Raw genomic sequence first — 21885 nt, forward strand, 5'->3', positions numbered from 1 at the left:
GGATACGAATATGGATACTAAGCTGATAGAAACCAGGGTCGATGGCGAAGTCGTCTACAAGGGCGGCTTTTTGCAAGTGCAGCGCGACCGGGTGACTTTGCCTGACGGCAGCATCACGGCACGCGAATTCATTTTGCATCCGGGCGCCGTGGTGATCTTGCCGCTGCTCGACGATGGCACGGTGCTGATGGAGCGCCAGTTCCGTTATCCGCTGGACCGCGTGTTCATCGAATTCCCGGCCGGCAAGATCGATGCCGGTGAAGCCCATCTGGCGTGCGCCCAGCGCGAATTGCTGGAAGAGACGGGCTACACGGCCAGCGACTGGCAATTTGTCACTACCATCCACAACGCCATTGCCTATTCCGACGAACATCTGGAACTGTATCTGGCGCGCGGCCTGGTGGCCGGTGAACGCCAGCTTGACGAAGGCGAATTCCTGGAAACGTTTACGGCCACCGTGCCGCAATTGCTGGACTGGGTGCGCGACGGCACGATCACTGACGTGAAGACGGTGATCGGCATCTTTTGGCTGGACAAGATCACCAGCGGCGCCTGGCAACCGCGCTGAGTTCGCCCATGCGCCTGCTGATCCTGCTGGCATTGATGCTGCCTGTGCTGCAAGCACAGGCGGCCGCCCGCACGCCATTCCAGATACGCTGCGAAGACACCATCAGCAAGACGGTGTCGGTACTGACGGCGCAGCAGAATGGCTATAGCATCGATACGCATCTGCCCTACAAGGCGCTGACTGTCATGAAAGGCGTGGCGCGGCCGAACACCTGGGTGCTGGGCCTGACCAAGACCGAGTCGCAGGTAGTTATCGCGCTGGCTGGCCCCATGCTGCAAGATGCGGCCAGCGGCTATGAATGCGTGGCGCCGCAGATCGCTGTCAAACTCACGTATGCACCGGTGGTGATTTACATTGGCAGTGAGTTTGCTCCCGGCACTTGCGCATATGATGAGATACTGGCGCATGAACTGCGGCATATGAAAACTTATATGGACCATCTGCCGCGGGTGGAAAAAATCGTCCGCGCCGCGCTGGCGAAACGCTTCGAGGCGCGGCCTTTGTATGCGCCCAGCGGCACGGCCAAGGCAGCGCTGGCGCGCGAAATCGATACGGGCTGGTTGCCTTACATCAAGGCGGAAATGAGCAAGGTGGAAGTGTTGCAGGCCGCTATCGATTCTCCGCAGGAATATGCGCGCCTGGGCAAGGCCTGCAATGGCGAGATACAGAATATATTGGCGGGCAAGGTTCCACCAAGTAAGTAAGGAAGAAAATGGCAACAATAACCAGGCCGCGCTACTTTGCGCTGATTCCCGCCGCTGGCGTGGGTGCGCGCATGCAGGCGGCCAGTCCCAAGCAGTATCTGCCGCTTGCCGGCAAACCCATGCTGCGCCACGCGCTCGACGCCTTCCTGGCCAGCCCGTGGATCGCCCACAGCTATGTGGTGGTCAGCGCCGACGACGATCAGATCGACGCCGTCGTGCCTGCCGATGGCGTGACGGTCTTGCGCTGCGGCGGCGCCACACGCATGGAAACGATTTTGAATGCCTTGCAGCTGCTGCGGGGCAAGCTCAATGAACACGACCAGGTGCTGGTGCACGACGCGGCCCGGCCCGGTTTGACGCCGGCCCTGATCGCCAGACTGATCATGGAAACCGCTGATCACCCGGCCGGCGGCTTGCTGGCCTTGCCGGTGGTCGATACGGTGAAGCGGGCAGGGCAGGGTAGCCTGTCGGTCGCCACCGTGCCGCGCGATGGCCTGTGGCTGGCGCAGACGCCGCAAATGTTCAGTTATGCCCTGCTGCGGCGGGCCTTGTCGGAAGCGCCTGATCCGCTGGCGATCACCGATGACGCCAGCGCCGTCGAAGCGCTGGGCTTGTCGCCCAGGCTGATTGAAGGCCACCCGCGCAACCTGAAAGTGACCTTGCCGCGCGATATACAAGCGGCCGAGCTGTATTTACTCCATTCTTTTTGAAGACCATCATGACGACTCCCATCCTTCCCTTCCGCATCGGCCAGGGTTACGACTGCCACGCACTGGTTGAACACCGCGACCTGATCATCGGCGGCGTGAAGATTCCCCATCACCTGGGTTTGCTGGGCCATTCCGACGCCGACGTGCTGCTGCACGCGATCACGGACGCCATCTTCGGCGCCGCCGCCCTGGGCGACATCGGCCGCCATTTCCCCGATACCGATGTGCAGTTCAAGGGCGCCGATTCGCGCACACTGCTGCGTGAAGCCGCGTTGCGCGTGCGCGCTGCCGGTTATGTGATCGGTAATGTCGACGCCACCATCATCGCCCAGCGCCCGAAAATGGCGCCGCATATCGCCGCCATGTGCGCCAACGTGGCCGAGGATCTGGGCGTGACGGTCGGCCAGGTCAACATCAAGGCCAAGACCAATGAAAAGCTGGGCTACCTGGGCCGCGAAGAGGGGATCGCGGCCGAGGCGGTGGCGCTGTTGCTGCCGGTTTAGTTAGTTGTTTAGTTGAGCATGGGCGCGGTAGGCCGCACGCCCAGGTAGAGCACGGCGCGCAGGCCTGGTTGATTGTCTTGCAGTTCCAGCGTGCCGCAATGCAGGCGCGCCACCGAGGACACCAGCGCCAGGCCCAGTCCCACGCCTGGCGTGCCGCGGCTGCTGTCGCTGCGGTAGAAGCGCTCCACCACGCGCGCCCGTTCGTGTTCGGGCACGCCGGGGCCATTGTCGGCCACTGTCAGTTGTATCAATTGCTCATTGCAGCGCTGGGCCGTGATGGCGATACGGCCCTGGGCCGGCGCATATTTCAGCGCGTTTTCCACCAGGTTGCCCAAGGCTTGCGCCAGCAGCAGCGGGTCGCCTTCCGTGTGCAGCATGCCGCGTGGTTCGAACGTGAGGCTGATTTCATTCAATTCAGCCACCGGCAGATAAAACTCCGCCACTTCGGCTGTCAGGCGCGCCAGGTCGACGGGGACGAAGCCGCCACGTCGCGTTCCGCTATCGATTTCGGCCAGGCGCAGCAGCGCGTTGAAGATGGCCATCACGCGGTCCACATCGTTGATGGCGGCGTCAATCTCGGCATAGGTTTCCGCTTCCGGCGGGCGCGTGACGGACAATTCTTCCAGCCGCGTGCGCAGTTCCGTCAGCGGCGTGCGCAAGTCGTGCGCAATTGAATTCGAGACATCCTGCACGCTGTGCACCAGGTGTTCAATCTGGTCCAGCATGCCGTTGACCGTATGGGTCAGCATTTCCAGGTCGTCGCCCTGGCTGGGGGCGGGCAGGCGCTGTGACAGTTTGCCGGCGATGATGGCGGTAGTCGTCTGGCTGATGCCGTCTACCTTGCTCAGCATCACGCGCCGTATCAGCAGGGCGCCCAGCACGGCCACCATCAGCACGGTGGCGGCGCAGCCCAGCAAGCCATAGATAAAGATGGCTTCCAGGTTTTCAAAACGGTTCAAGCTGCTGGCAATCAGGAGCCGATAGCCGCCTGGCAAGACACCATTCGTCAATTCCACATTCTGATACTGGCCATAGATCATGATGCGCTTGGCGCAGGGCTGGCTATTGCCGTGAACGTTGACGGGCCATTCATCAAGGTTGCCGGCCAGTTTCTTGCCGTCCGGCCCGATCAGCAGCATCAGCTTGCCCACGCCCTGGTAGGAAGTACCTGTTTGCGCATTGATGGCGGCGGCCAGCGCTTCGGGGCCATTGCGCAGGTAGAGCTGGTGCAAGCGATGGGTGTCCGATTGCAGCAGCTCCGTGCGCACCTGTTCCACGTTGGTGCTCCAGCTGAACCACAGTGGGCCGGCGAACATGGCCAGCACGATCAGGCTGACGGCCACGTAGCCGATGGCCAGGGTGCGCGCGGAAAAGCCGGGCAGGCTCAGGCGGGGCAATAGTTTAGGCATGGTCGCTCAGCATATAGCCGGCGCTGCGCACGGTGCGCAGCAGCTGGGTGGGAAAGCCGGCATCGATCTTTTGACGCAGCTTGCTGATATGCACGTCGATCACATTGGTTTGCGGGTCGAAATGGTAATCCCACACGTTTTCCAGCAGCATGGTGCGGGTCACTACCTGGTTGGCATGGCGCAGCAGATACTCCAGCAGCTTGAATTCGCGTGGCTGCAGGGTCAGCTGGCGGCCGTCCCGCATGACCTTGTGGGTCAGCAAGTCGATCGTCAGGCCGCCCAGCGACAAGCTCGTTTCCACGCTTTTTTCCTGCGAGCGGCGCAGCAGCGCATCGAGGCGGGCCAGCAGTTCTCCAAAGGCAAAGGGCTTGATCAGATAATCGTCGCCGCCGCTCTTCAAGCCGCGGATACGGTCATCCACGCCATCGAGGGCGCTGAGGATCAGGATGGGCACGCGGTTGCCGCTCTTGCGCAGCGTTTCCACGATCACCAGCCCATCTATGCCTCCCGGCAACAGCCGGTCCATGATGATGGCGTCATAGGTGGCGCTGACGGCGTGGTACATGCCGTCGCGGCCATTATCGGCATGGTCGACGGTGTGTCCCGCCTCACTCAAGCCCTTGATGACGAAACGCGAAACGCGTTCGTTGTCTTCCACTAAGAGTAATTTCACTGCCAGCCTCGTCTTGATCAGGTCGCGCTATGCTCGCGCCAGCCACCGCCCAGTGCCCGGTACAGCTCCAGCATGCTGTTCCAGCGGTTCAGGCGCGCCGTTACGAGCGCGGTTTGCGCATTGTACAGGTCAGTCTTTGCGCTCAGTACGCTCAGATAGTCATCGATACCATTGTTGTAACGCAACTCGGCCAGGACCAGACGGCGTTGCTGGGTATCGCTGTATTGCTGGCGCGATTCCAGTTCCTTGTCATAGGTGCCACGCGCGGCCAGGCCGTCGGCCACTTCGCGGAAAGCTGACTGTACACTTTTCTGGTATTGCGCGACGCCTATATCCTTGCCGATGCGCGCCGCGTCCAGATTGGCCTGGTTGGCGCCGCCGTCGAACAGGGGCAGCAGCAATTGCGGCGCAAACGTCCAGGCGCCCGAGCCAGCCTGGAACAGGCTGCCCAGCCCGGAACTGGCCGTGCCGGCCGCCGCCGTCAGGGTGATGCGCGGGAAGAAGGCGGCCCGCGCCGCGCCGATATGCGCGTTTTCGGCCCGCAGCTGTGCTTCGGCCTGCTGCACGTCAGGGCGGCGCAGCAGCAGGTCGGAAGGCAGGCCGGCCGGCACGTCGGCCATCAGGGTCAGCTGGCGCAGCGGCACGGCGGCTGGCAAGTCGGCCGGCAGGGCTTGGCCCAGCAGCAGCACCAGCGCGTTTTCCGCTTGCGCCTTCAAGCGCGTCTGCGCGGTCTGGTTCGCTTGCGCCTGCTGCAAGATGCCCAGCGCCAGGGTGGCGTCGATTTCCGAACCGCTGCCCGTGTCATAGCGCAGCTTGTTGATGCGCCACGATTCCTGCGCCGCCGCCACCGTCGAATCGCTGACGGCCAGCTGTTCGCCGGCGGCCAGCCAGGTCAGGTATTGCTCGCTCACTTGCGCCACCAGCGTGATTTGCACTGCCTGGCGTGCATAGGATGTCGCCAGGTATTGCTCGCGCGCTTCGTCGCTCAGGCTTTGCAGACGGCCAAAGAAATCGGCTTCCCACGAGGCCGACAAGCCCACGCTTTGCGTATGTAGCGGAGCATGGTTGCGGTTGGCGTCGTCGCTGCTGGACGAATTGTTCTTGCTGTCGCTGCTGCCGGCCGCCAAGCCCACTTGCGGCACCAGGGCGGCGCGCTGCAATTGCAGCTGCGCCCGCGCCTGTTCCACGCGCAGCATGGCCACGCGCAGGTCACGGTTGTTTTCCAGCGCGATGCCGACCAGGCGGCGTAGCGCAGGATCGCCTAAAAACTCGGCCCAGCCGGTGTCGGCTGCTGCCGTCGTGTTGCTTGTTGCGCCGGCGCCTGGGTAGGCGTTACCGGCCGGGTAGGCCGCCTGCGCCGTCGTATCAGGACGCACATACGGTTCCTGCAGGCTGCAGCCAGCCAGCAGGGCGGCGCTGACGGCGGCCGCGATGGTTTTCAGATAAGTCATTGCGGTGCTCCTTCGACGGCGGGTGCGGCTGGTGCGCTGTGTGTCTCGGCAGTCTTTTTGGACTTGCCTGCCACCAATACATAAAACATGGGAATCATGAAGGTCGCCAGGAAGGTCGCGCTCAGCATGCCGCCGATCACGCCGATGCCCAGTGCTTTCTGGCTGGCCGCGCCAGCGCCGGTGGCCAGCGCCAGTGGCAGCACACCGAGCACGAAGGCCATCGAGGTCATGATAATCGGGCGCAGACGCAGTTTGGCTGCCTGCATGGCGGCCGTCAGCGAGGTAGCGCCATGCTCTTGCAATTCACGCGCAAATTCCACGATCAGGATCGCGTTCTTGGCCGACAGGCCGATGGTGGTCAACAGGCCAACCTGGAAGTACACATCGTTCTGCATGCCGAACAGGCTGGCGGCGCCCAGTGCACCGAGCACGCCAATCGGCACCACCAGGATCACGGACAGCGGCACCGACCAGCTCTCATACAGCGCTGCCAGGCTCAAAAACACCACCAGGATGGACAGGCCGTACAGCAGCGGCGCTTGCGCACCGGCTTGCGATTCCTGCAGCGAAATGCCGCTCCACTCGTAGCCTATGCCCGGTGGCAATTGCTGCGCCAGCCGTTCCATCGCGATCATGGCCTGGCCGGTACTCTTGCCAACTGCCGGTTTGCCCAGGATTTCTGCCGATTCCACGCCGTTGTAACGCTGCATGGCCGGTGCGCCCCACGACCAGACGGCGGTGGCAAATGCCGAGAATGGCACCATATCGCCCTGCTTGTTGCGTACATACAGCAGTTTCAGATCATCAGGATTCATGCGGTATTGCGCATCAGCCTGTACATACACGCGCTTGATGCGGCTATCGACGTCGAAGAAGTTATTGATGTACTTCGAACCCCAGGCGGTCGAGAAAGTCTGATCGATATCGGTCAGCGAAACGCCCAGTGCGGCCGCTTTCTCATGGTCGATGTCGATCTTGTAGGTCGGATTGTCGGCCAGGCCCGTGTAGCGCACTTGCAGCAGGTCCGGGTCCTTGCGGGCCAGTTCGAGCAACTGGTCGCGCGCCTTGGCCAGCGCATCGTGGCCCAGGTTGCCGCGGTCCTGCAACTGGAAGTCGAAACCGGATGCAGAGCCCAGGCTGCGGATAGGCGGTGGTTCGATCGGTGTGATCAGGGCGCCCTGATAGTTGGCGTAGTGGGCGGCGACGCGTGCGCTGAGGGCAGCGACCGACAGTTTTTCGCCCTTGCGCTCATCCCAGGGACGCAAATGCAGGAACAAACGGCCCAGGTTCTGGCCGCGGCCGTTCGAGTTCGCACCGTTGATGGTCACCGTGGCATCGACCATCGCGCCCTCGTTTTTCAGCAGGTAGCTGCTCACTTCATCGAGCACGGCGCCCGTATGTTCCTGGGTGCTGCCGGCCGGCGTCTGCACCTGCACGAACATATAACCCTGGTCTTCGTTCGGCAGGAAGCCGCTAGGCAGATGCAGGAACAGGGCGATCACCACGCCGATGATGGCCAGGTACAGCACCAGCCACACGCGCTTGTTGCGCACGATGCTGGCCACGCCGCCCAGGTAGCCATCGCGGCGGGCGTCGAAGGAACGGTTGAACCAGCCAAAGAAGCCGCCTTTTTCATAGTGCTCCGGATCAGGGCGCTTGAGCAGCATGGCGCACAGGGCCGGCGTCAGGGTCAGCGCCACAAACACCGACAGCAGCATCGAGGCGACGATGGTGAGCGAGAATTCGCGGTAGATGGCGCCTACGGTGCCGCTGGAGAAAGCCACTGGCACGAACACGGCGCACAGCACCAGTGCCACGCCGATCAGCGCGCTGCTGATCTGGCCCATGGCTTTTTGCGTGGCCTCGAATGGCGGCAAGCCGTCTTCGTGCATCACCCGCTCGACGTTTTCCACCACCACGATGGCGTCATCGACCAGCAAGCCGATCGCCAGCACCAGGCCGAACATCGACAGGGTATTGATGGTAAAGCCCATTGCCGACATGATGCCGAACGTACCGAGCAATACCACCGGCACGGTGATCGAGGGGATCAGGGTGGCGCGCACGTTTTGCAGGAACAGATACATCACCAGGAACACCAGCACGATACCTTCGATGAGGGTTTTCACCACTTCTTCGATGGATACCTTGATGAAGGGCGTCACATCGTTCGGATACACGACGCGCAAGCCATGCGGGAAAAAGCGTGACAGTTCTGCCAGGCGCGAACGCACCACATCGGCCGTGGCCAGGGCATTGGCGCCCGGCGCGAGCTGAATACCCAGGGCGGACGCGCTCTTGCCTTTGTAGCGCACGTCGGCATTGTAGTTTTCAGGTCCCAGCGCGATGCGGGCTACGTCGGACAGGCGCACGCGCGAGCCGTCAGCTTGCACTTTCAGCAGGATGCGGCCGAATTGGTCCGGCGTGCGCAGCAGGGTTGCTTCGCTGATGGTGGCGCTCAGTTGCTGGCCTTGCACGGATGGCGTGCCACCCAGCTGGCCGCCGGAAATCTGCACGTTTTGCGCAGCGATGGCCTGGTTCACATCAATAGGCGTCAAGCCGTAGCTGGTCAGCTTGACCGGGTCGAGCCAGATGCGCATGGCGAACTGGGTACCGAACAGTGTCAGGCTGCCCACGCCAGGCAGGCGGCTGATCGGGTCTTGCACGTTCGAGGCCACATAGTTGGCGATGTCGAACTTGGTCATGCTGTTGTCGTCGGAAACAAAGCCGGCCACGATCAGGAAATCGTTGGTGGACTTGCTCACGCGCAAGCCGGTTTGCTGCACTTCGGCCGGCAGGCGCGAAGTCGCCACCTGCAGCTTGTTTTGCACCTGGACCTGGGCGATGTCCGGATCGGTGCCCGGCGCGAAGGTCATGGTGGTGGTCGACTGGCCGGTGTCATCGCTGATCGACGACATATACAGCAGGTTGTCGATGCCGCTCATTTGCTGCTCGATGACCTGGATCACCGTGTTTTGCATGGTTTCTGCGGAGGCGCCAGGGAAGGTGGCGGCGATCTGCACTACCGGCGGCGAGACGGGAGGGAATTGCTCGACCGGCAGCTTGAAGACGGCGATGCCGCCGACCAGCATCAGGATCAGCGACAGGACGATGGCGAAAATGGGGCGGCGTATAAAGAAACGTGACATGGTGCCAGCCTTATTTCTGCGCCAGCGCTGCCGCTGGAGCTGTTGTGGCCGCTTCAGGCATTACCTTGACGGCAACGCCAGGCACCAGTTTTTGCGTGCCGCCGATGATCACGCGTTCGCCATCTTTCAAACCGCTCTCGACCAGCCACTGGCCGTGCAGCAAGGTGTTGGCCACCACGGTGCGCACCTCCGCCTTGCCCTCGGCATTGGCCAGCATCACGGTGGCCTGGCCTTGCGGGTCGCGCGTGACGGACGAGGCAGGAATTTGCATGACATTTTGCTGCAAGCCCTGGCCCACTTCGGCGCGCACGAACATGCCTGGCAACAGCAGGTGTTCCGGATTCGGGAAGCGCGCGCGCAGGGTCACCGAACCGGTGGCCGGGTTGACGGTCACGCCGGAAAACTCCAGGGTGCCCTTGTGGGCGTAGGTACTGCCATTTTCCAGGGTCAGGTTCACTTCCGCCTGCTCTGCACCGTTAGCCTTCAAACGTCCCGAAACGAGTGCATCGCGCAGCGCCAGGCCTTCGGCCGACGATTGCTGCACGTCCACGTACATCGGGTCGATCTGCTGCACCGTGGTCAGCAAGGTAGCGACGCCGCCCTGCACATAGCCGCCCTGCGTCACTTGCGACACGCTGCTGCGCCCGGCAATTGGCGACACCACGCTGGTGTAGCCCAGGTTGATGCGGGCGGTGGTGGTGGCAGCTTTCGCGGCGGCCACGTCGGCAGCCGATTGCAGCTGCGCCGCCAGCGCGTTGTCATACGCCTGCTGGCTAATGGCGTTGCCCTTGATCAGCACCTTGTAGCGCGTCAGCTGGGCATCGTTGGTAGCCAGGTTGGCCTCGGCCTTTTGCAGCGCTGCTTCGGCGCTGGCCAGGGTGGCGCGGTAGGGGGCAGGGTCGATCTGGTACAGCGCCTGGCCGGCGCGCACATCGGCGCCTTCCGTATAGCTGCGCTGCAAGACCACGCCATCGACGCGGGCGCGCACTTCGGCGATCAGGAAAGGGGCAGTACGGCCCGGTAATTCTACGCTGAGCGGCACGGCGCCATGGTGCACCGTCAACACGGTCACTTCTGGCGTGGTGCTGGTCGCATTTTTCGGGGCAGGGCTGCAGGCTGCCAGCGCGGTCAGGCACAGGCAGGGAACAAGGGCGGGGCGAAGGCGGAGCAAGGCAGGCATAGACGCGATTCCAGGGTCGTGTTGGTAACGGGATTTTGTTGCATTGCACTATGCCTGCACCCCGCTTACCCCAGCCTTTGCATTGGATTAAAGTTTTTTAATGTTTGACGGGCTTGCTTCGGCCTGCTGAACCATGCTCAGGAGATACTCATGCCATACTTGGCTTTACGGCAAACATGCCGAGACGATAAAGCTGGCTTTTTTACAGGAGAAACCATGTCCCGCACCACCCATTTATCTCGCTCCTTGCGCGCGACCGCCATCGCGGCCGCGCTGCTATCCCTGGCTTTGCCTGCCCACGCCGAACTGGCTGCCAGCGGCGAGCCACCGGCCGCGAAGCAGGCTTGGAAAGCCGTCACCGTGGCCGAGGGCGTGCGCCAGCCCTGGGGTATCGCCTGGCTGGGCGATGGCCGCGCGCTGGTGACCAGCAAGCAGGGCAGCCTGCATATCCTGAATGGCCAGCAATTCGAGGCCGTGCCGCTGGTCGGCATGCCGGCCGTGTTTGCGGGCGGGCAGGGTGGCTTGCTCGATATCGTGATTCATCCGCAAGATGCCGATAAAGCCAACCCAAGGGTCTACATGACGGTGTCGACCGGCACCAACGAGGCCAACCGCACGACCCTGGTGCAAGGCGTGTTCGATGGCAAGCAGGTGACGGGTATCAAGACCCTGTTCAAGGTGGGTACCGACAAGAGCGGCGGCCAGCATTTCGGCTCGCGCCTGCTGTGGCTGCCGGACGGCACTTTGCTGATGAGCGTGGCCGATGGCGGCAATCCGCCGCTGCGCATAGGCGACCGCCTGGCGCGCGAGCAGGCGCAAAACCTGGCCACCCACCTCGGTTCCATCCTGCGCCTGACGGATGAGGGCAAGCCGGCGCCCGGCAATCCGCTGGCCGCAAAAGGCGCCGTGCCGGAACTGTGGTCGATAGGTCATCGTAATGTGCAGGGCCTGGCGCGCGACCCTGTCTCGGGCCGTGTGTGGGCCACGGAACACGGCCCGCGTGGCGGCGATGAATTGAATCTGATCGTCGCTGGCGGCAACTATGGCTGGCCTTTGCAGGGGTATGGCGCCGATTACCAGACGCATGAGCCGGTGGGCAAGCACGAAGTGGCCGGCATGATCAATCCGACCGTGGCCTGGGTGCCGTCGCCGGGACCGTCGGGCCTGGCGTTTTACACGGGTGACAAGATCCCCGCCTGGCGCGGCAGCGTGTTCAGCGGCGGCCTGGCCTCGAAGGATATCCGCCGGGTCGCGCTGGACGCCAAGGGTAATGTCATTGGGCAAGACAGGCTGGCCATCGGTGCACGTGTGCGCGACGTCAGGCAGGGACCGGACGGTTATCTGTATGCCTTGACCGATGAAGAGAACGGCCGCTTGCTGCGCATTGTTGCCCAGTAGCCGCCCATGGGCGCCGTCTTCGCTTAAGATGGCGCCTTTGCGTGAAAGAGGTGGCGGCATGGCCCGTGATACGTATGCATACCGGCAGGTGGCGGTGGAATCGCGCGAAGTAAGGGGTAAGGTGGAAATACGCCCCGTGCCGGGACAGGCGTTTTCGCCGGAACTGAACGTGCAGTGTTCGCGCCGCCTGGCCGACCTGGATAGGTATCCGCTGGGCAGCCGCTTTTTACTGTTTGCCAAGCTGACGGACCGCCTGGGCGGCCCGCCTTTTTTATACGCCTATCACGGCGACGCCGATGTGCCCATGACGACAGCCGAAGTCAAAAAATTCCTCGGCGAATTCAGGCGCGGCCGTATTTAAGCTTCACAAGCCGTGGAGTCAGCTGTCTGCACTGTCGCCCGTTCCTTGCCAAAGATCCAGATGGTCAGTGTGCAGCCGAGAGCGAACAGGCCGCCGAGCACCATCGCGCTGACCACGCCCAGGCGGTCCACCGAAATACCACCGATCAGTGCGCCCGAAGCCAGCGAGGCTTGCACGATGGCCACGAACAGGGCGCTGCTGCCTTCCATCAGGTGCGGCGCCGCCTTGTACATCCAGGTTTGCACGGCGATCGGCATGGCGCCAAAGCCAAAGCCCCAGATGGCCACGATCAGTATGGCGGCGATCTGGTTGCTGCCAAAGCCGGCCAGCGCCAAAGTGGCCAGGCACAGCAGCGCGCCCGTCAGCGTTAAGGTCAGCCGTTCGCTGCGGCCGGCCGCCCAGCCACCGATGATGTTGCCGATGAAACCGGTTGCGCCATATACCAGCAGCATGGCGCTGATGGTGCCGGCCGACAGGTGCGAAATCTGTGTCAGGAAGGGGGCGATATAGGTGTAGGCGGCGAACTGGCCCGTAAACAGCATGGCGGTGGCGAGCAGGCCCAGTCTTGCCCTGCGGATGCCGAAGATCATTGGCAACTGGCGCAGGCGGATGGCTTGCGTGGGCGGCAGCTTGGGCAGCAGGAACAACTGGCCGATGAAGACCAGCACGGCGATCGCGCTGGCCGCGCCGAAGGCCACGCGCCAGCCCACCAGTTCGCCGACCAGCGCGCCGGCTGGTACGCCCGCCACCGTGCCCAGCGAGACGCCGGCAAAGATGATGGACATGGCGCGCGGCGCATGTTGCATCGACACCAGGCGCGGTCCGATGGCCGTGCCGATGGCCCAGAAGCCGCCCACGCCCACGCCCAGCATGGCGCGGCCCAGCAGTATCCAGCCAAACGAAGGCGCCAGCGCCACCAGCAAGTTCGATGCCACCAGCAAGGCGGTCAGGGACAGCAGCACGATGCGCCGGTCCAGGCGGCCCGAGCCAACGGTGACGAAGATGGCGGCAAAGGCGGCGATAATGCCGGGTGTGGTGATCATCAGCCCTGCCTGGCCCTTGCTGATGGCCAGTTCGGCCGCCATGGAAGGCAGCAGGCCGACCGGCAGGAGTTCGGAGGTGACGAGGGCGAAGGCGCCGATGCCGACCGATAGCACGGACAGCCATGGTCCCAGCGCGGTATCGCCATCGCTGGCGGGCGCGGACGTGGATGGGGAAGAGGGTAGTTGCATGTGACACTCCAAAGGCAGATAGGTGGCGATAGTATTTTTAACCGGTCGGTATATAATCGGGGAAGGTGCACATCGTTGTCAATTAATTTTTTACCGATCAGTAAAAAACAAAATATGAAGCAAGATAAAAAAACAGAGACCGTCAAGGCCAAGACAGGTCGGCCACGCACTTTCGATGAAGACGAGGCGCTCGATTGCGCCATGAAAGTGTTTTGGGAAAAAGGCTATGAAGGCAGCTCGCTGCCTGAATTGACGCGCGCCATGGGCATGAACCGGCCCAGCTTGTATGCCGTGTTCGGCAACAAGGAGCAGCTATTTCACAAGGCGCTGGAGCGCTACAGCGATACGCGCATGCAGTTTTTCGATGCGGCACTGGAACAGCCGACGGCGCGCCAGGTGGTCGAAGCGATGCTGACCCAGTATGTCGATGCGCAGACGGCACCCGAAGGCCCGCATGGCTGCATGGGCGTCAATGCAGCGCTCGCTTGCAGCGACGATGCCTTGCCGATCCGCGATGAATTGTTTGCGCGCCGGCTGCGCGGCGAGATCAAGTTGCGTGAGCGTTTGCAGCGCGCCAGGGAGGAAGGGGATTTGCCGCCCGACTCGTGCCCGGAACAGCAGGCGCGCTTCGTGGTGACCCTGTCGCAAGGCATGGCCATCCAGGCGGCCGCCGGGGTGTCGCGGGTGCAACTGCACCAGATGGTGGCCTTGTTGCTGCGGAATTGGCCCTTGTAAGCTGATTAGTCGATGCTGCGTGCCAGGTCGCTGGGCGCCTTGCGCCGCCAGGCGGCCGTCAGGGCCACGGCGAGCATGTCCAGTTCGGCATCGGCCAGGCGCACGGTGATGCCTGCCAGGCGTTCGCCCCACCACAATTTTTCGCAGCCGGACGGCGTGATGACGGTGGCGATGTGCGCCGCTTCCGCATCGAGCAGCACGTTGATGTGGTCGTCGTCGGGCAGGGTGGCGAAGATCTTGCCACCCACGCGAAAGGCCGGCCGGTCGTGGTGCTCTTCCTCGGTGGTATCGGGGAACGACAGGGCCAGATAGCGTAGTTCTTCCAGATCAACCATTTCCTGTTTCTCCCTTGCGGACGTATCGTAGCGTGTATCCATTCTGCCATGCTGTTTCATTGCGTGGTGCGCCTTGGTGTGAAAAGAAACAGACAGCTTGCGACAGCGGCAGCATTTCCTGTGGTGCGAAAACGACAATCTGCCATGGGGAAACAGCCTGCCTACCTAGCTGTAATACTTGCCTCAAGAAAATATTTAATGATAAAAAATAATTTTCTCAAGAACTAATCAGGTTAGAATGGAGTCGTTATTTCTTTCGACCCGTCAACCGTTTGATCTTGTCCCGGTAACCCGAACCCTTGCCAGGACATGCCGCGCCCCGCGCCGCAGCCCGCTTTTCTGTGGGAGATCATGCCACCGGCCGCTCATCCTCTTTGACATTGCCAGCGCAGCGCTGACACGCCTCAACATAGCGTGGCTCAGCTGAGGCGCTTCCATGCCCTGATTGGATACCATCATGAAATTTTTTTCCCAAGCCGCGCTCTCCCTGATCGCCGTTGCTGCATTTGCGCATGCCAACGCCAGCACCATTTTGCTTTCCACCGGCTTTTCGGAAGCCGGCGCGCAAGCTAGCGCCGCCGCCTATCAGGAGGTAGTCGATGCCGCCATCGCTGCACCTGGCAAGGGCGACGGCACGACCATGATTAGCAGCTACGATAACGTCAAGAATAGCAAGGTGTCCGGCAGCGGCGCCAATGTGGCGTTCAAGTCGAGCATCAATTTTGGCGTCAGCGCGGCCCAGGCGGGCATCTGGAATTTCCGTGCCGGCCTGGACTTTGCCAAGGGTGGCGCCCTGTTCCTCGACGGCGTGGCGCTGGACTTCAAGTCCAGCGATATGGTGTGGGGTCGCAGCTATGCCGATGCCAGCCAGTATCTCAGCGCTTCTATCCACCTGGCGCCAGGCAACCATGTCTTGAGCATTTATGGCGTGGAAGGCTGTTGCGATGGCAGCCAGCAAGTGCAGTTCCAGTACGGAAAAGGTAACTTCACCAGTTTCGGCTCATCCGATGGCCTGGTGTCCATCGTGCCGGAACCATCGACCTACGCCATGCTGCTGATCGGCCTGGGCTTGCTGGGTTTTACGGCACGCCGCACCCGTTCGGTCCAGTTCAAGGTCTGAGCGCCACCGCACCAGATTGACAAAGCCCGCGCATGCAGCAATGCATGCGCGGGCTTTTTGCTGCCTGGCCAATGCGGAAAGTAGGCGCAGAAATCAGCTGTAGTTTGCGGATAATCGCATCGGATTTACGGCCGGGGATTAGCATCGCTGGAGTACAAGCACATGTGCTCCGCCAGCTCAGCTTATTGTCTTTTTGCATTCATTTCGAGACGGCGGCGGTGGTTTACGAATATTTTCGTAAAAATCCAAACATAATACGAGGATCGTCGTATAATGGAAACTCGAATAGGCTATAAATACGCAAGACAGAAAGTGTTACAGGCCCTGAGCCTGCGCGCCTACTCTCACGAAGTCCGTCATGCTATCGACGTCAAGAATCTTTTGCATAGCGGTCACGTTACTCCGGAGGAAGTGATTAGCTTGATTGAATCGAGTTCGGGAGCGGACTATTCAAGCAGCATGCATCACGTCGTGCAAAGTGTCGAGGTGCACGTCATCCGATGCAGTAAGTGGTATATCAAGTTTTATTTTGTTGATCCGGACACGGTTTTTATCAGCGTACATCAGTGAGGAAATCATGAAACTTTTGCAGACAGGCGACAAGAGCCAAGCGATTTGCTATGACTGCAAGGCGCTGGTCACTACCACTTATCAGCGCAGGGACGTGCCTTTCAGCGATGGCGTGGGTATCGCGAAAGATATCCTGGCAGGGGTTTGCGATCTCTGTGACCGTGTCGTGTCTACGCCTGCGCAATCGACGCCCGCAATCAAGGCCAGTCGTGACAAGGCCATGGTGCCGGTCGAAGCACAGTTGCCGGCGATTTACATGGATGCCCTGGATTTGGCTTGCTACCGTGTTGATTCATCCGTGAGTCCGGATTTCAGGAAGCGCTTGTTGATGTATTACGTCAGCAAGTCCAGCAAAAGCGCAGCCTGGTCTGCGCGGCTGGTGGCAGCCTTGAAGAAAAAAACCGAGTTCGAGGTGCTGGCGGAGCCTGCGCGCAAGCGACTGTCCATCAAGGTGACGCAAGCGATGGCCGATGAAATCGCCGCTCTGATGAAAACTACCAGCTTGAACAAAACTGACCTGATGAAATCAATCGTGTTGCAAATCAACGAGGATATTATCAAGCCGAAGGTCCCCAGGTATTTCGAGGAGCTTCAGACTTTGGCACTGGTTGCCAACTGTTAGTTTTCCGGCACCTTGGCGGCACGCGTATCAGCCGTCGCTGCCGCTATCGCCACCATCGCCGCCGTCGTCGTCACCATCCTCATCGTCATCGGCACCCTTGCCGCCTTTGCCCCGTTCGGCATCGACGCCCTTCTTGAGCGCGGCGCCCTCCTTGAAGAACGATTCCGTCGTATGGTCGGGCGCCAGACGCAGTACCGGCGGCGGCAGGTCCGACATATACAGCTCGTCAGCCAGGCGGCCATTCAGTTGCAGATTGCTCAGCAGGACCAGCGCCGAGCCCAGGATGGCCAGCACCACGCTGGTGACGGCGAAGCGGCGCGGATGCTGCGGCTTGATCGTGCACAGGTGGAAATAGATCATGCAGCAGACGATGACGATGAACATATGCCGGCCGTAGCGCGTCAGTGATTCCAGCGACAGCGAGTAGGCAACCATATTGCTGGCCAGCTCCCACACTTCCATCGCCACCAGGCCGCAGCCGATGATGAACAAATGGCGGCCGAAGCGGGCCACCTGGCCGAACAGGCGGTTGGCCACGGCCCAGATCGAGGCCCACACCAGGCCGGCAGCCAGCGCATAGGTCAGGATTTGCAGATAGGAAATCGGGTCGAAACTTTCGACGTCGCTCAGCCAGTTGCTGAAGATGGCCGATAGGCCGATCATGACCAGGCCCGTCAGCGCGGGCTTGGTGCCTTCCCAGCCATGCATGGTGGTGTCGCTTTGCTCGGGCGCGACCGGATGGTCGGCGGCGCGCACGCGCAGCAGGGTATGGCCCAGGCGCACGATGCTGTTGCCCGTCAGGGCTATTTGCAACTGGCGCTTGCCCTGGTGGATCATGCCGTTATGGCTGCCCAGGTCGCGCAGCAGCAAGCCGCCTTGGCCATCGTCCTCGATGATGGCGTGCTCGGCCGCCGTGTGGGCGTCGTCGAGGATAAAGTCGTTGTCATAGCCGCGTCCTAAGCGGATCGGCAAGGTGGCGATGCGCTGGCGCTGCTGCACTTCGCCATTGGCGGCCACAATTTCAATGAAGTAGGGGGCGCGCATTATTTGGCTCCCTTGTCACGCGACAATGCTTCGAGGAAGGTGCGCGTGGCGCGCATGCCGTTGTCGTAAGACACGCCACGCACGTCGATGCGGCTTTGCAGATTCATCAATGGTTCATCGGTGCTGGCGGCCAGCAGGGCGAAATCATACAGGCCGGGAAATTTGCGGTAGGCGCGCACGCACATGACGGCGCGCAGCGGCAGGCTGGCGTTTTTCACGAAACGTTCGGTGCACTGCGGGCCCGTCAGCTGGGTGCTCTTGTAGCTGCCAAAACTTTCATTCTTGAACGAGGTGCTGGCCAGTTGCGAAAAGCGCAGGGCGCCCAGTTCGCTGCTGCGCAGGAATTCATGGCGCATCGATACCTGCCCCGTTTGCAGGGCGCCGGAAATATAGATGGCCGATTCCATGGCGCAGCTGGTGTTGTCGACCGTATAAGGTTTATCGGCTTTCACGTTCGAGCGGCCCCAGCAGCGCATCTGGTCCGATTCGCGCACAGGCACGCGGTACGGCCCCATGGCTTTCAGGCTCAAGGGCGTGGCCAGCAAGCGGTCTATCATGACTTCCTGGTGCGCCAGCAATTGCGCCGTGACCAAAGGCTTGAAGTCTTTCGGTGGCTTGTCCTGGTGGGCGACCTTGTCCAGCAATTGCTGGGCGTAGCGGGCGGGCACCAGAAAGCTCACGAGTTCGCCGTCGAGGCGCTTGGAGACGTTGATGCCGGCCACGTCGCCGCTGGCGGTGACGCTGGGGCCGCCGCTCATGCCGGCATTGATCGGGCCGGTAAACATCAGCTGGTCATAAAAGCTGCGCGTGACGACGCCGTTGTAAGCGCCTTCGGAAATGGCAAAACCCAGGTCGAGCGGATTGCCCATCGAATACAGATACTGGCCTTGCGTCAGTTGCGCCAATTGCGCCGGCATCTTGAAAAAGCCCGTGCCATGGCGGTTGACGCGCAGCACGGCCAGGTCGTGCAGCACATCGACGGCCAGCAATTCCACATTGCCGCGCTGGCCGCTGGTGTCCACCCATTCGCCCACATAGGTATCCGGGTCGAGCGCGAATTGCGACACCACGTGGTAATTGCTGACCACCAGGTTGCCGGTGCCTATCAAAAAGCCCGAACCGACCGATGATTGCGTGCGGCCGTTTTTCAGCAGCACGCGTATTTGCAGGATGTCGGCGCGGGCTGCCGTGTACAGCTTTTGCGCAGCCGATGAGGGCGGCGGCAGGGCGGCGTGGTCAGTCGTAGCGGTAGTCGTGGTGGCAGCCGTGGCCGGGGCTGGCGTGGTGGCGGCCGCTTTGGCGGCTGTGGTCGCCGGGGCGGCAAAGACGCTGGCGCAGGTCAGGCTGGCCAGCAGCAAGGCAAATTGTGAGTGTTTCATGCATCCTTCGAGCGTGAGCAGGAGCGAAGCCAGGGCGGGCCGGCGTCTGGGGTGATCCAGCAGCCGGCCAGGGCATTACAGGGCGCCGTCTTCCAGCGCGGGCGCCGTAACCGGCGTCATCATGTGGCCAAGCTTGCTGGCCTTGGTATTGAGATAATGTTGATTGAAAGCATTGCGGTTGACCAGCAGCGGCACGCGCTCGGCGACCACGATGCCCAGCGCTTCCATGGCGGCGATCTTGCGCGGATTATTGGTCATCAGGCGCAGGCTCTGGATGCCGAACTGGCCGAACATCGGCTTGCACAGCGCATAGTTGCGCGCATCGGCCTTGAAGCCCAGCTGTTCATTGGCCTGCACCGTGTCGGCGCCTGCTTCTTGCAAACGGTAGGCGCGGATCTTGTTGATCAGGCCGATGCCGCGTCCTTCCTGGCGCAGATACAGCAAAATGCCGCGGCCTTCTTCGGCGATGCGTTTCAACGCGCCTTCGAGCTGGGCGCCGCAATCGCAGCGTTGCGAAAACAGCACGTCGCCCGTCAGGCACTCGGAATGCACGCGCGCCAGCACCGGTTCGCCGTTGCCGACGTCGCCCAGCACCATGGCCAGGTGTTCCTTGCCGGTCGCGTGTTCGATAAAGGCGTGCAGCGTGAACTGGGCCCACGGCGTCGGCAGCGCACAGGAAGTCGTGTAGTCCAATTCGCCTGTGGTCAGGATGTCCGCGCCGCTTTGCATGGTTGTGCTCATATAAGTAAAGTTCAAAAAGAAAGACGCGCCTGACCACTGCGGTGCTGGCGCGCCCTGTCATCATACCAAAAAGCAGGGAAAACGATTTCCCCCGCCTGATATTGCTGTTGCCAGTGCACCTTAGTTATGGCCGGGGCCGCCTTTTTGCAATACCGTCAGTCTCAGTAAGGCAGGTCGAATACCAGTACTTCTGCATCCTCTGCTTGCGCCAGGGTCACTACCGCTTCCTGCGTCAGTTTCAGGGCATCGCCTGTTTTCAAGGGCACGCCGTTGACCACCAGGCTGCCACGGATCAGGTGGACATAGGCCGTGCGGCCGTCGTCCAGCGCATGTTCCAGCTGCTCGCCTTCGCGCAGGATGCTGGCGTAGATGGCCGCGTCCTGGTGGATTTTCACGGAATCCTGGCGGCCATCGCTGGAGGCGATCAGGCGCAGCTTGCCCAGTTTGCTTTCCGGCGCAAAATGCTTTTCTTCATAGCTGGGCGCGATGCCCGTCACGTTCGGCTGTATCCAGATCTGCAGGAAATGCAGGCCTTCGGTGGGCGAAGGGTTGAATTCGCTGTGGCGCACGCCGCTGCCGGCGCTCATGCGCTGCACATCGCCATAGTGCAGGACGGAACCGGTGCCCATGCTGTCCTTGTGCTCCAGCGCACCTTCCAGCACATAGGAAATGATTTCCATGTCGCGGTGGCCGTGGGTGCCAAAACCCTGGGCGGGGGTGACCCGGTCTTCATTGATCACCAGCAGGGGGCCGAAACCCATGTGTTGCGGATCGTGGTAGTGGCCGAAGGAAAAGCTGTGGTGGGAATTGAGCCAGCCATGGTTGGCGGCGCCGCGTTCTGCGCTATGACGTATCTGTAACATCGTGGACTCCATTTTCTATGAGTTAATGTGCGATAATTTCGAAGGCCTACCAGCTGATGCACCTTCCTTGTACGATGAAGTCAGTATAGACCCCCATATCGTGAAAGAAAAACGGAAAATCTACCGTTTAATTATCGAAAAAATCGAATGTTAAGACTGAGCCTGGAAGCGCTGCAAATTGTTGACGCCATCGATCGCCGGGGCTCGTTCTCGGCTGCCGGCAAGGAATTGCATAGGGTGCCGTCGACCATTTCCTACACGGTCGCCAAGCTGGAAGATGACTTGGGCGTGCAGGTATTCCAGCGCCACGGCCCCAAAGTCATGCTGACGGCGGCCGGCCAGGAATTGCTGAAAGAAGGGCGCTACCTATTGAAGGCGGCGCAAGACCTGGAACACCGCGTGCGGCGAGTGGCCTCGGGCTGGGAAACGGAAATTGCCATCGGCCTCGACACCATGTTTTCTGCCGTGGCGCTGGCCGATGATATACAGGCTTTTTATGCCGTGGCGCAGCAGACGCGTTTGCGGCTGGTGCAGGAAACCCTGTCGGGCACCTGGGAAGCGCTGCTGGAGCGCAGGGTGGACTTGCTGGTGGGCGCGCCTGGCGACGGGCCGGCCGGCGGCGGTTATATTTCGCAGCCCATCGGCATGATGGATTTTGTGTTCGTGGTGGCGCCCAGCCATCCGCTGGCGCAGCTGCCGGGGCCGCTCACCCGCAGCGACTTGCAACGGCACCGCGCCGTAGTGGTGGCTGATTCGGCGCGCCAGCTGGCGCCGCGCACGGTGGGCTTGTTGCTGGGGCAAGATGCCTTGAGCGTGCCGACCATGCAGATCAAGTTTGATTACCAGCTGCTGGGCCTGGGTTTTGGTTTCTTGCCCGGCCCCTGCGCCCGCGCCGCCATCGCGCGTGGTCAACTGGTGGAAAAAGAAGTGGAAGAACCGAAACCGTCGGAAACGTTTTACCTGGCCTGGAGGGTGGGCGAGGATGGCGCCGCGCTGCGCTGGTGGATGGCGCGCATGCGCGAGCCGGACGTATTTGCCCGCCTGGCCCAGCATCTGCCTGGCCGCGCGCTGGCCTGAAGCAGGGACGATGCAGGCTGGTCAGCAAACTATTTTGCCAGCGTCACAAAATGTTGACATA

General features: G+C 61.6%; 21 protein-coding genes. 10 read left to right on the plus strand and 11 right to left on the minus strand.

The window, feature by feature from the left end; all coding sequences use genetic code 11:
- The first annotated feature begins 10 nt into the window (after positions 1–10).
- The 4 genes from HDE72_RS26650 to ispF are packed head-to-tail and all read left to right on the plus strand — an operon-like array spanning position 11 to position 2485.
- Positions 11–568: an NUDIX domain-containing protein gene (locus HDE72_RS26650; RefSeq protein WP_183748404.1), complete on the plus strand. Its 558-nt coding sequence runs from the start codon at positions 11–13 to the stop codon at positions 566–568.
- Positions 569–576: 8 nt separating this feature from the next.
- Positions 577–1272, plus strand: coding sequence for a hypothetical protein (locus tag HDE72_RS26655; RefSeq protein ID WP_183748406.1), 696 nt, complete (start codon positions 577–579; stop codon positions 1270–1272).
- 8 nt (positions 1273–1280) lie between these two features.
- Positions 1281–1982, plus strand: a complete 702-nt coding sequence (ispD, locus tag HDE72_RS26660; RefSeq protein WP_183748408.1) for a 2-C-methyl-D-erythritol 4-phosphate cytidylyltransferase — start codon at positions 1281–1283, stop codon at positions 1980–1982.
- 8 nt (positions 1983–1990) lie between these two features.
- Entirely contained in the window at positions 1991–2485 is a 495-nt protein-coding gene (gene ispF, locus HDE72_RS26665) for a 2-C-methyl-D-erythritol 2,4-cyclodiphosphate synthase (protein WP_183748410.1), read from the plus strand.
- Between the two features lie 8 nt (positions 2486–2493).
- Here the strand turns inward: ispF and HDE72_RS26670 are convergent, their stop codons facing one another.
- The 5 genes from HDE72_RS26670 to HDE72_RS26690 are packed head-to-tail and all read right to left on the minus strand — an operon-like array spanning position 2494 to position 10347.
- Positions 2494–3894 carry a sensor histidine kinase gene (locus tag HDE72_RS26670; RefSeq protein ID WP_183748412.1) on the minus strand — a complete coding sequence of 467 codons (1401 nt, stop codon included), beginning with the start codon at positions 3892–3894 and terminating at the stop codon, positions 2494–2496.
- Positions 3887–4567, minus strand: a complete 681-nt coding sequence (locus tag HDE72_RS26675) for a winged helix-turn-helix domain-containing protein (protein ID WP_183748414.1) — start codon at positions 4565–4567, stop codon at positions 3887–3889. Before HDE72_RS26675 ends, HDE72_RS26670 begins: the two co-directional genes overlap by 8 nt.
- A gap of 17 nt (positions 4568–4584) precedes the next feature.
- Complete coding sequence (locus HDE72_RS26680) at positions 4585–6018, minus strand: efflux transporter outer membrane subunit (protein ID WP_183748416.1); 1434 nt, start codon at positions 6016–6018, stop codon at positions 4585–4587.
- The gene (locus HDE72_RS26685; protein WP_183748418.1) at positions 6015–9167 is read right to left on the minus strand and encodes an efflux RND transporter permease subunit; all 3153 of its coding nucleotides are present in this window, start codon (positions 9165–9167) and stop codon (positions 6015–6017) included. The genes HDE72_RS26680 and HDE72_RS26685 overlap by 4 nt, the downstream gene beginning before the upstream one ends.
- Before the next feature lie 10 nt (positions 9168–9177).
- Positions 9178–10347, minus strand: coding sequence for an efflux RND transporter periplasmic adaptor subunit (locus HDE72_RS26690; RefSeq protein ID WP_183748421.1), 1170 nt, complete (start codon positions 10345–10347; stop codon positions 9178–9180).
- A 216-nt stretch (positions 10348–10563) separates the two neighbouring features.
- On the opposite strand from HDE72_RS26690, the gene HDE72_RS26695 reads away from it, so the two are divergent.
- Both HDE72_RS26695 and HDE72_RS26700 read left to right on the plus strand, forming a co-directional pair.
- Positions 10564–11745, plus strand: a complete 1182-nt coding sequence (locus HDE72_RS26695; RefSeq protein WP_183748423.1) for a PQQ-dependent sugar dehydrogenase — start codon at positions 10564–10566, stop codon at positions 11743–11745.
- A 58-nt stretch (positions 11746–11803) separates the two neighbouring features.
- Positions 11804–12106, plus strand: coding sequence for a hypothetical protein (locus HDE72_RS26700; RefSeq protein ID WP_183748425.1), 303 nt, complete (start codon positions 11804–11806; stop codon positions 12104–12106).
- Here the strand turns inward: HDE72_RS26700 and HDE72_RS26705 are convergent.
- Entirely contained in the window at positions 12103–13338 is a 1236-nt protein-coding gene (locus HDE72_RS26705; protein WP_183748427.1) for an MFS transporter, read from the minus strand. The two genes, HDE72_RS26700 and HDE72_RS26705, sit on opposite strands and share 4 nt — an antisense overlap.
- 114 nt (positions 13339–13452) lie before the next feature.
- Here HDE72_RS26705 and HDE72_RS26710 point away from each other — a divergent pair, with 114 nt between their 5' ends.
- Positions 13453–14073: a TetR/AcrR family transcriptional regulator gene (locus tag HDE72_RS26710; protein WP_183748429.1), complete on the plus strand. Its 621-nt coding sequence runs from the start codon at positions 13453–13455 to the stop codon at positions 14071–14073.
- 5 nt (positions 14074–14078) lie between these two features.
- Here the strand turns inward: HDE72_RS26710 and HDE72_RS26715 are convergent, their stop codons facing one another.
- Positions 14079–14450: an MmcQ/YjbR family DNA-binding protein gene (locus HDE72_RS26715; RefSeq protein WP_260176981.1), complete on the minus strand. Its 372-nt coding sequence runs from the start codon at positions 14448–14450 to the stop codon at positions 14079–14081.
- Between the two features lie 415 nt (positions 14451–14865).
- Between HDE72_RS26715 and HDE72_RS26720 the strand changes: the two genes are divergently transcribed.
- A complete protein-coding gene (locus HDE72_RS26720; RefSeq protein WP_183748432.1) occupies positions 14866–15528 on the plus strand; it encodes a CCXG family PEP-CTERM protein in 663 nt (220 codons plus the stop codon).
- A gap of 577 nt (positions 15529–16105) precedes the next feature.
- Positions 16106–16720: a hypothetical protein gene (locus tag HDE72_RS26725; RefSeq protein WP_183748434.1), complete on the plus strand. Its 615-nt coding sequence runs from the start codon at positions 16106–16108 to the stop codon at positions 16718–16720.
- Between the two features lie 27 nt (positions 16721–16747).
- Here the strand turns inward: HDE72_RS26725 and HDE72_RS26730 are convergent, their stop codons facing one another.
- From HDE72_RS26730 to HDE72_RS26745, 4 genes are all read right to left on the minus strand, one after another.
- A complete protein-coding gene (locus tag HDE72_RS26730) occupies positions 16748–17764 on the minus strand; it encodes an FHA domain-containing protein (protein ID WP_183748436.1) in 1017 nt (338 codons plus the stop codon).
- A complete protein-coding gene (locus HDE72_RS26735; protein ID WP_183748438.1) occupies positions 17764–19143 on the minus strand; it encodes a S1 family peptidase in 1380 nt (459 codons plus the stop codon). Before HDE72_RS26735 ends, HDE72_RS26730 begins: the two co-directional genes overlap by 1 nt.
- A gap of 75 nt (positions 19144–19218) precedes the next feature.
- Positions 19219–19872, minus strand: a complete 654-nt coding sequence (gene ribA / locus HDE72_RS26740; protein WP_183748440.1) for a GTP cyclohydrolase II — start codon at positions 19870–19872, stop codon at positions 19219–19221.
- A gap of 173 nt (positions 19873–20045) precedes the next feature.
- Positions 20046–20747 (minus strand): pirin family protein, encoded by a 702-nt coding sequence (locus HDE72_RS26745; RefSeq protein ID WP_183748442.1) that lies wholly within the window; start codon positions 20745–20747, stop codon positions 20046–20048.
- Between the two features lie 147 nt (positions 20748–20894).
- Between HDE72_RS26745 and HDE72_RS26750 the strand changes: the two genes are divergently transcribed.
- A complete protein-coding gene (locus tag HDE72_RS26750) occupies positions 20895–21824 on the plus strand; it encodes a LysR substrate-binding domain-containing protein (protein ID WP_183748444.1) in 930 nt (309 codons plus the stop codon).
- Positions 21825–21885 lie beyond the last annotated feature (61 nt).

It is taken from the genome of Janthinobacterium saanense (genome assembly GCF_014200675.1).
Lineage (GTDB): Bacteria > Pseudomonadota > Gammaproteobacteria > Burkholderiales > Burkholderiaceae_D > Janthinobacterium.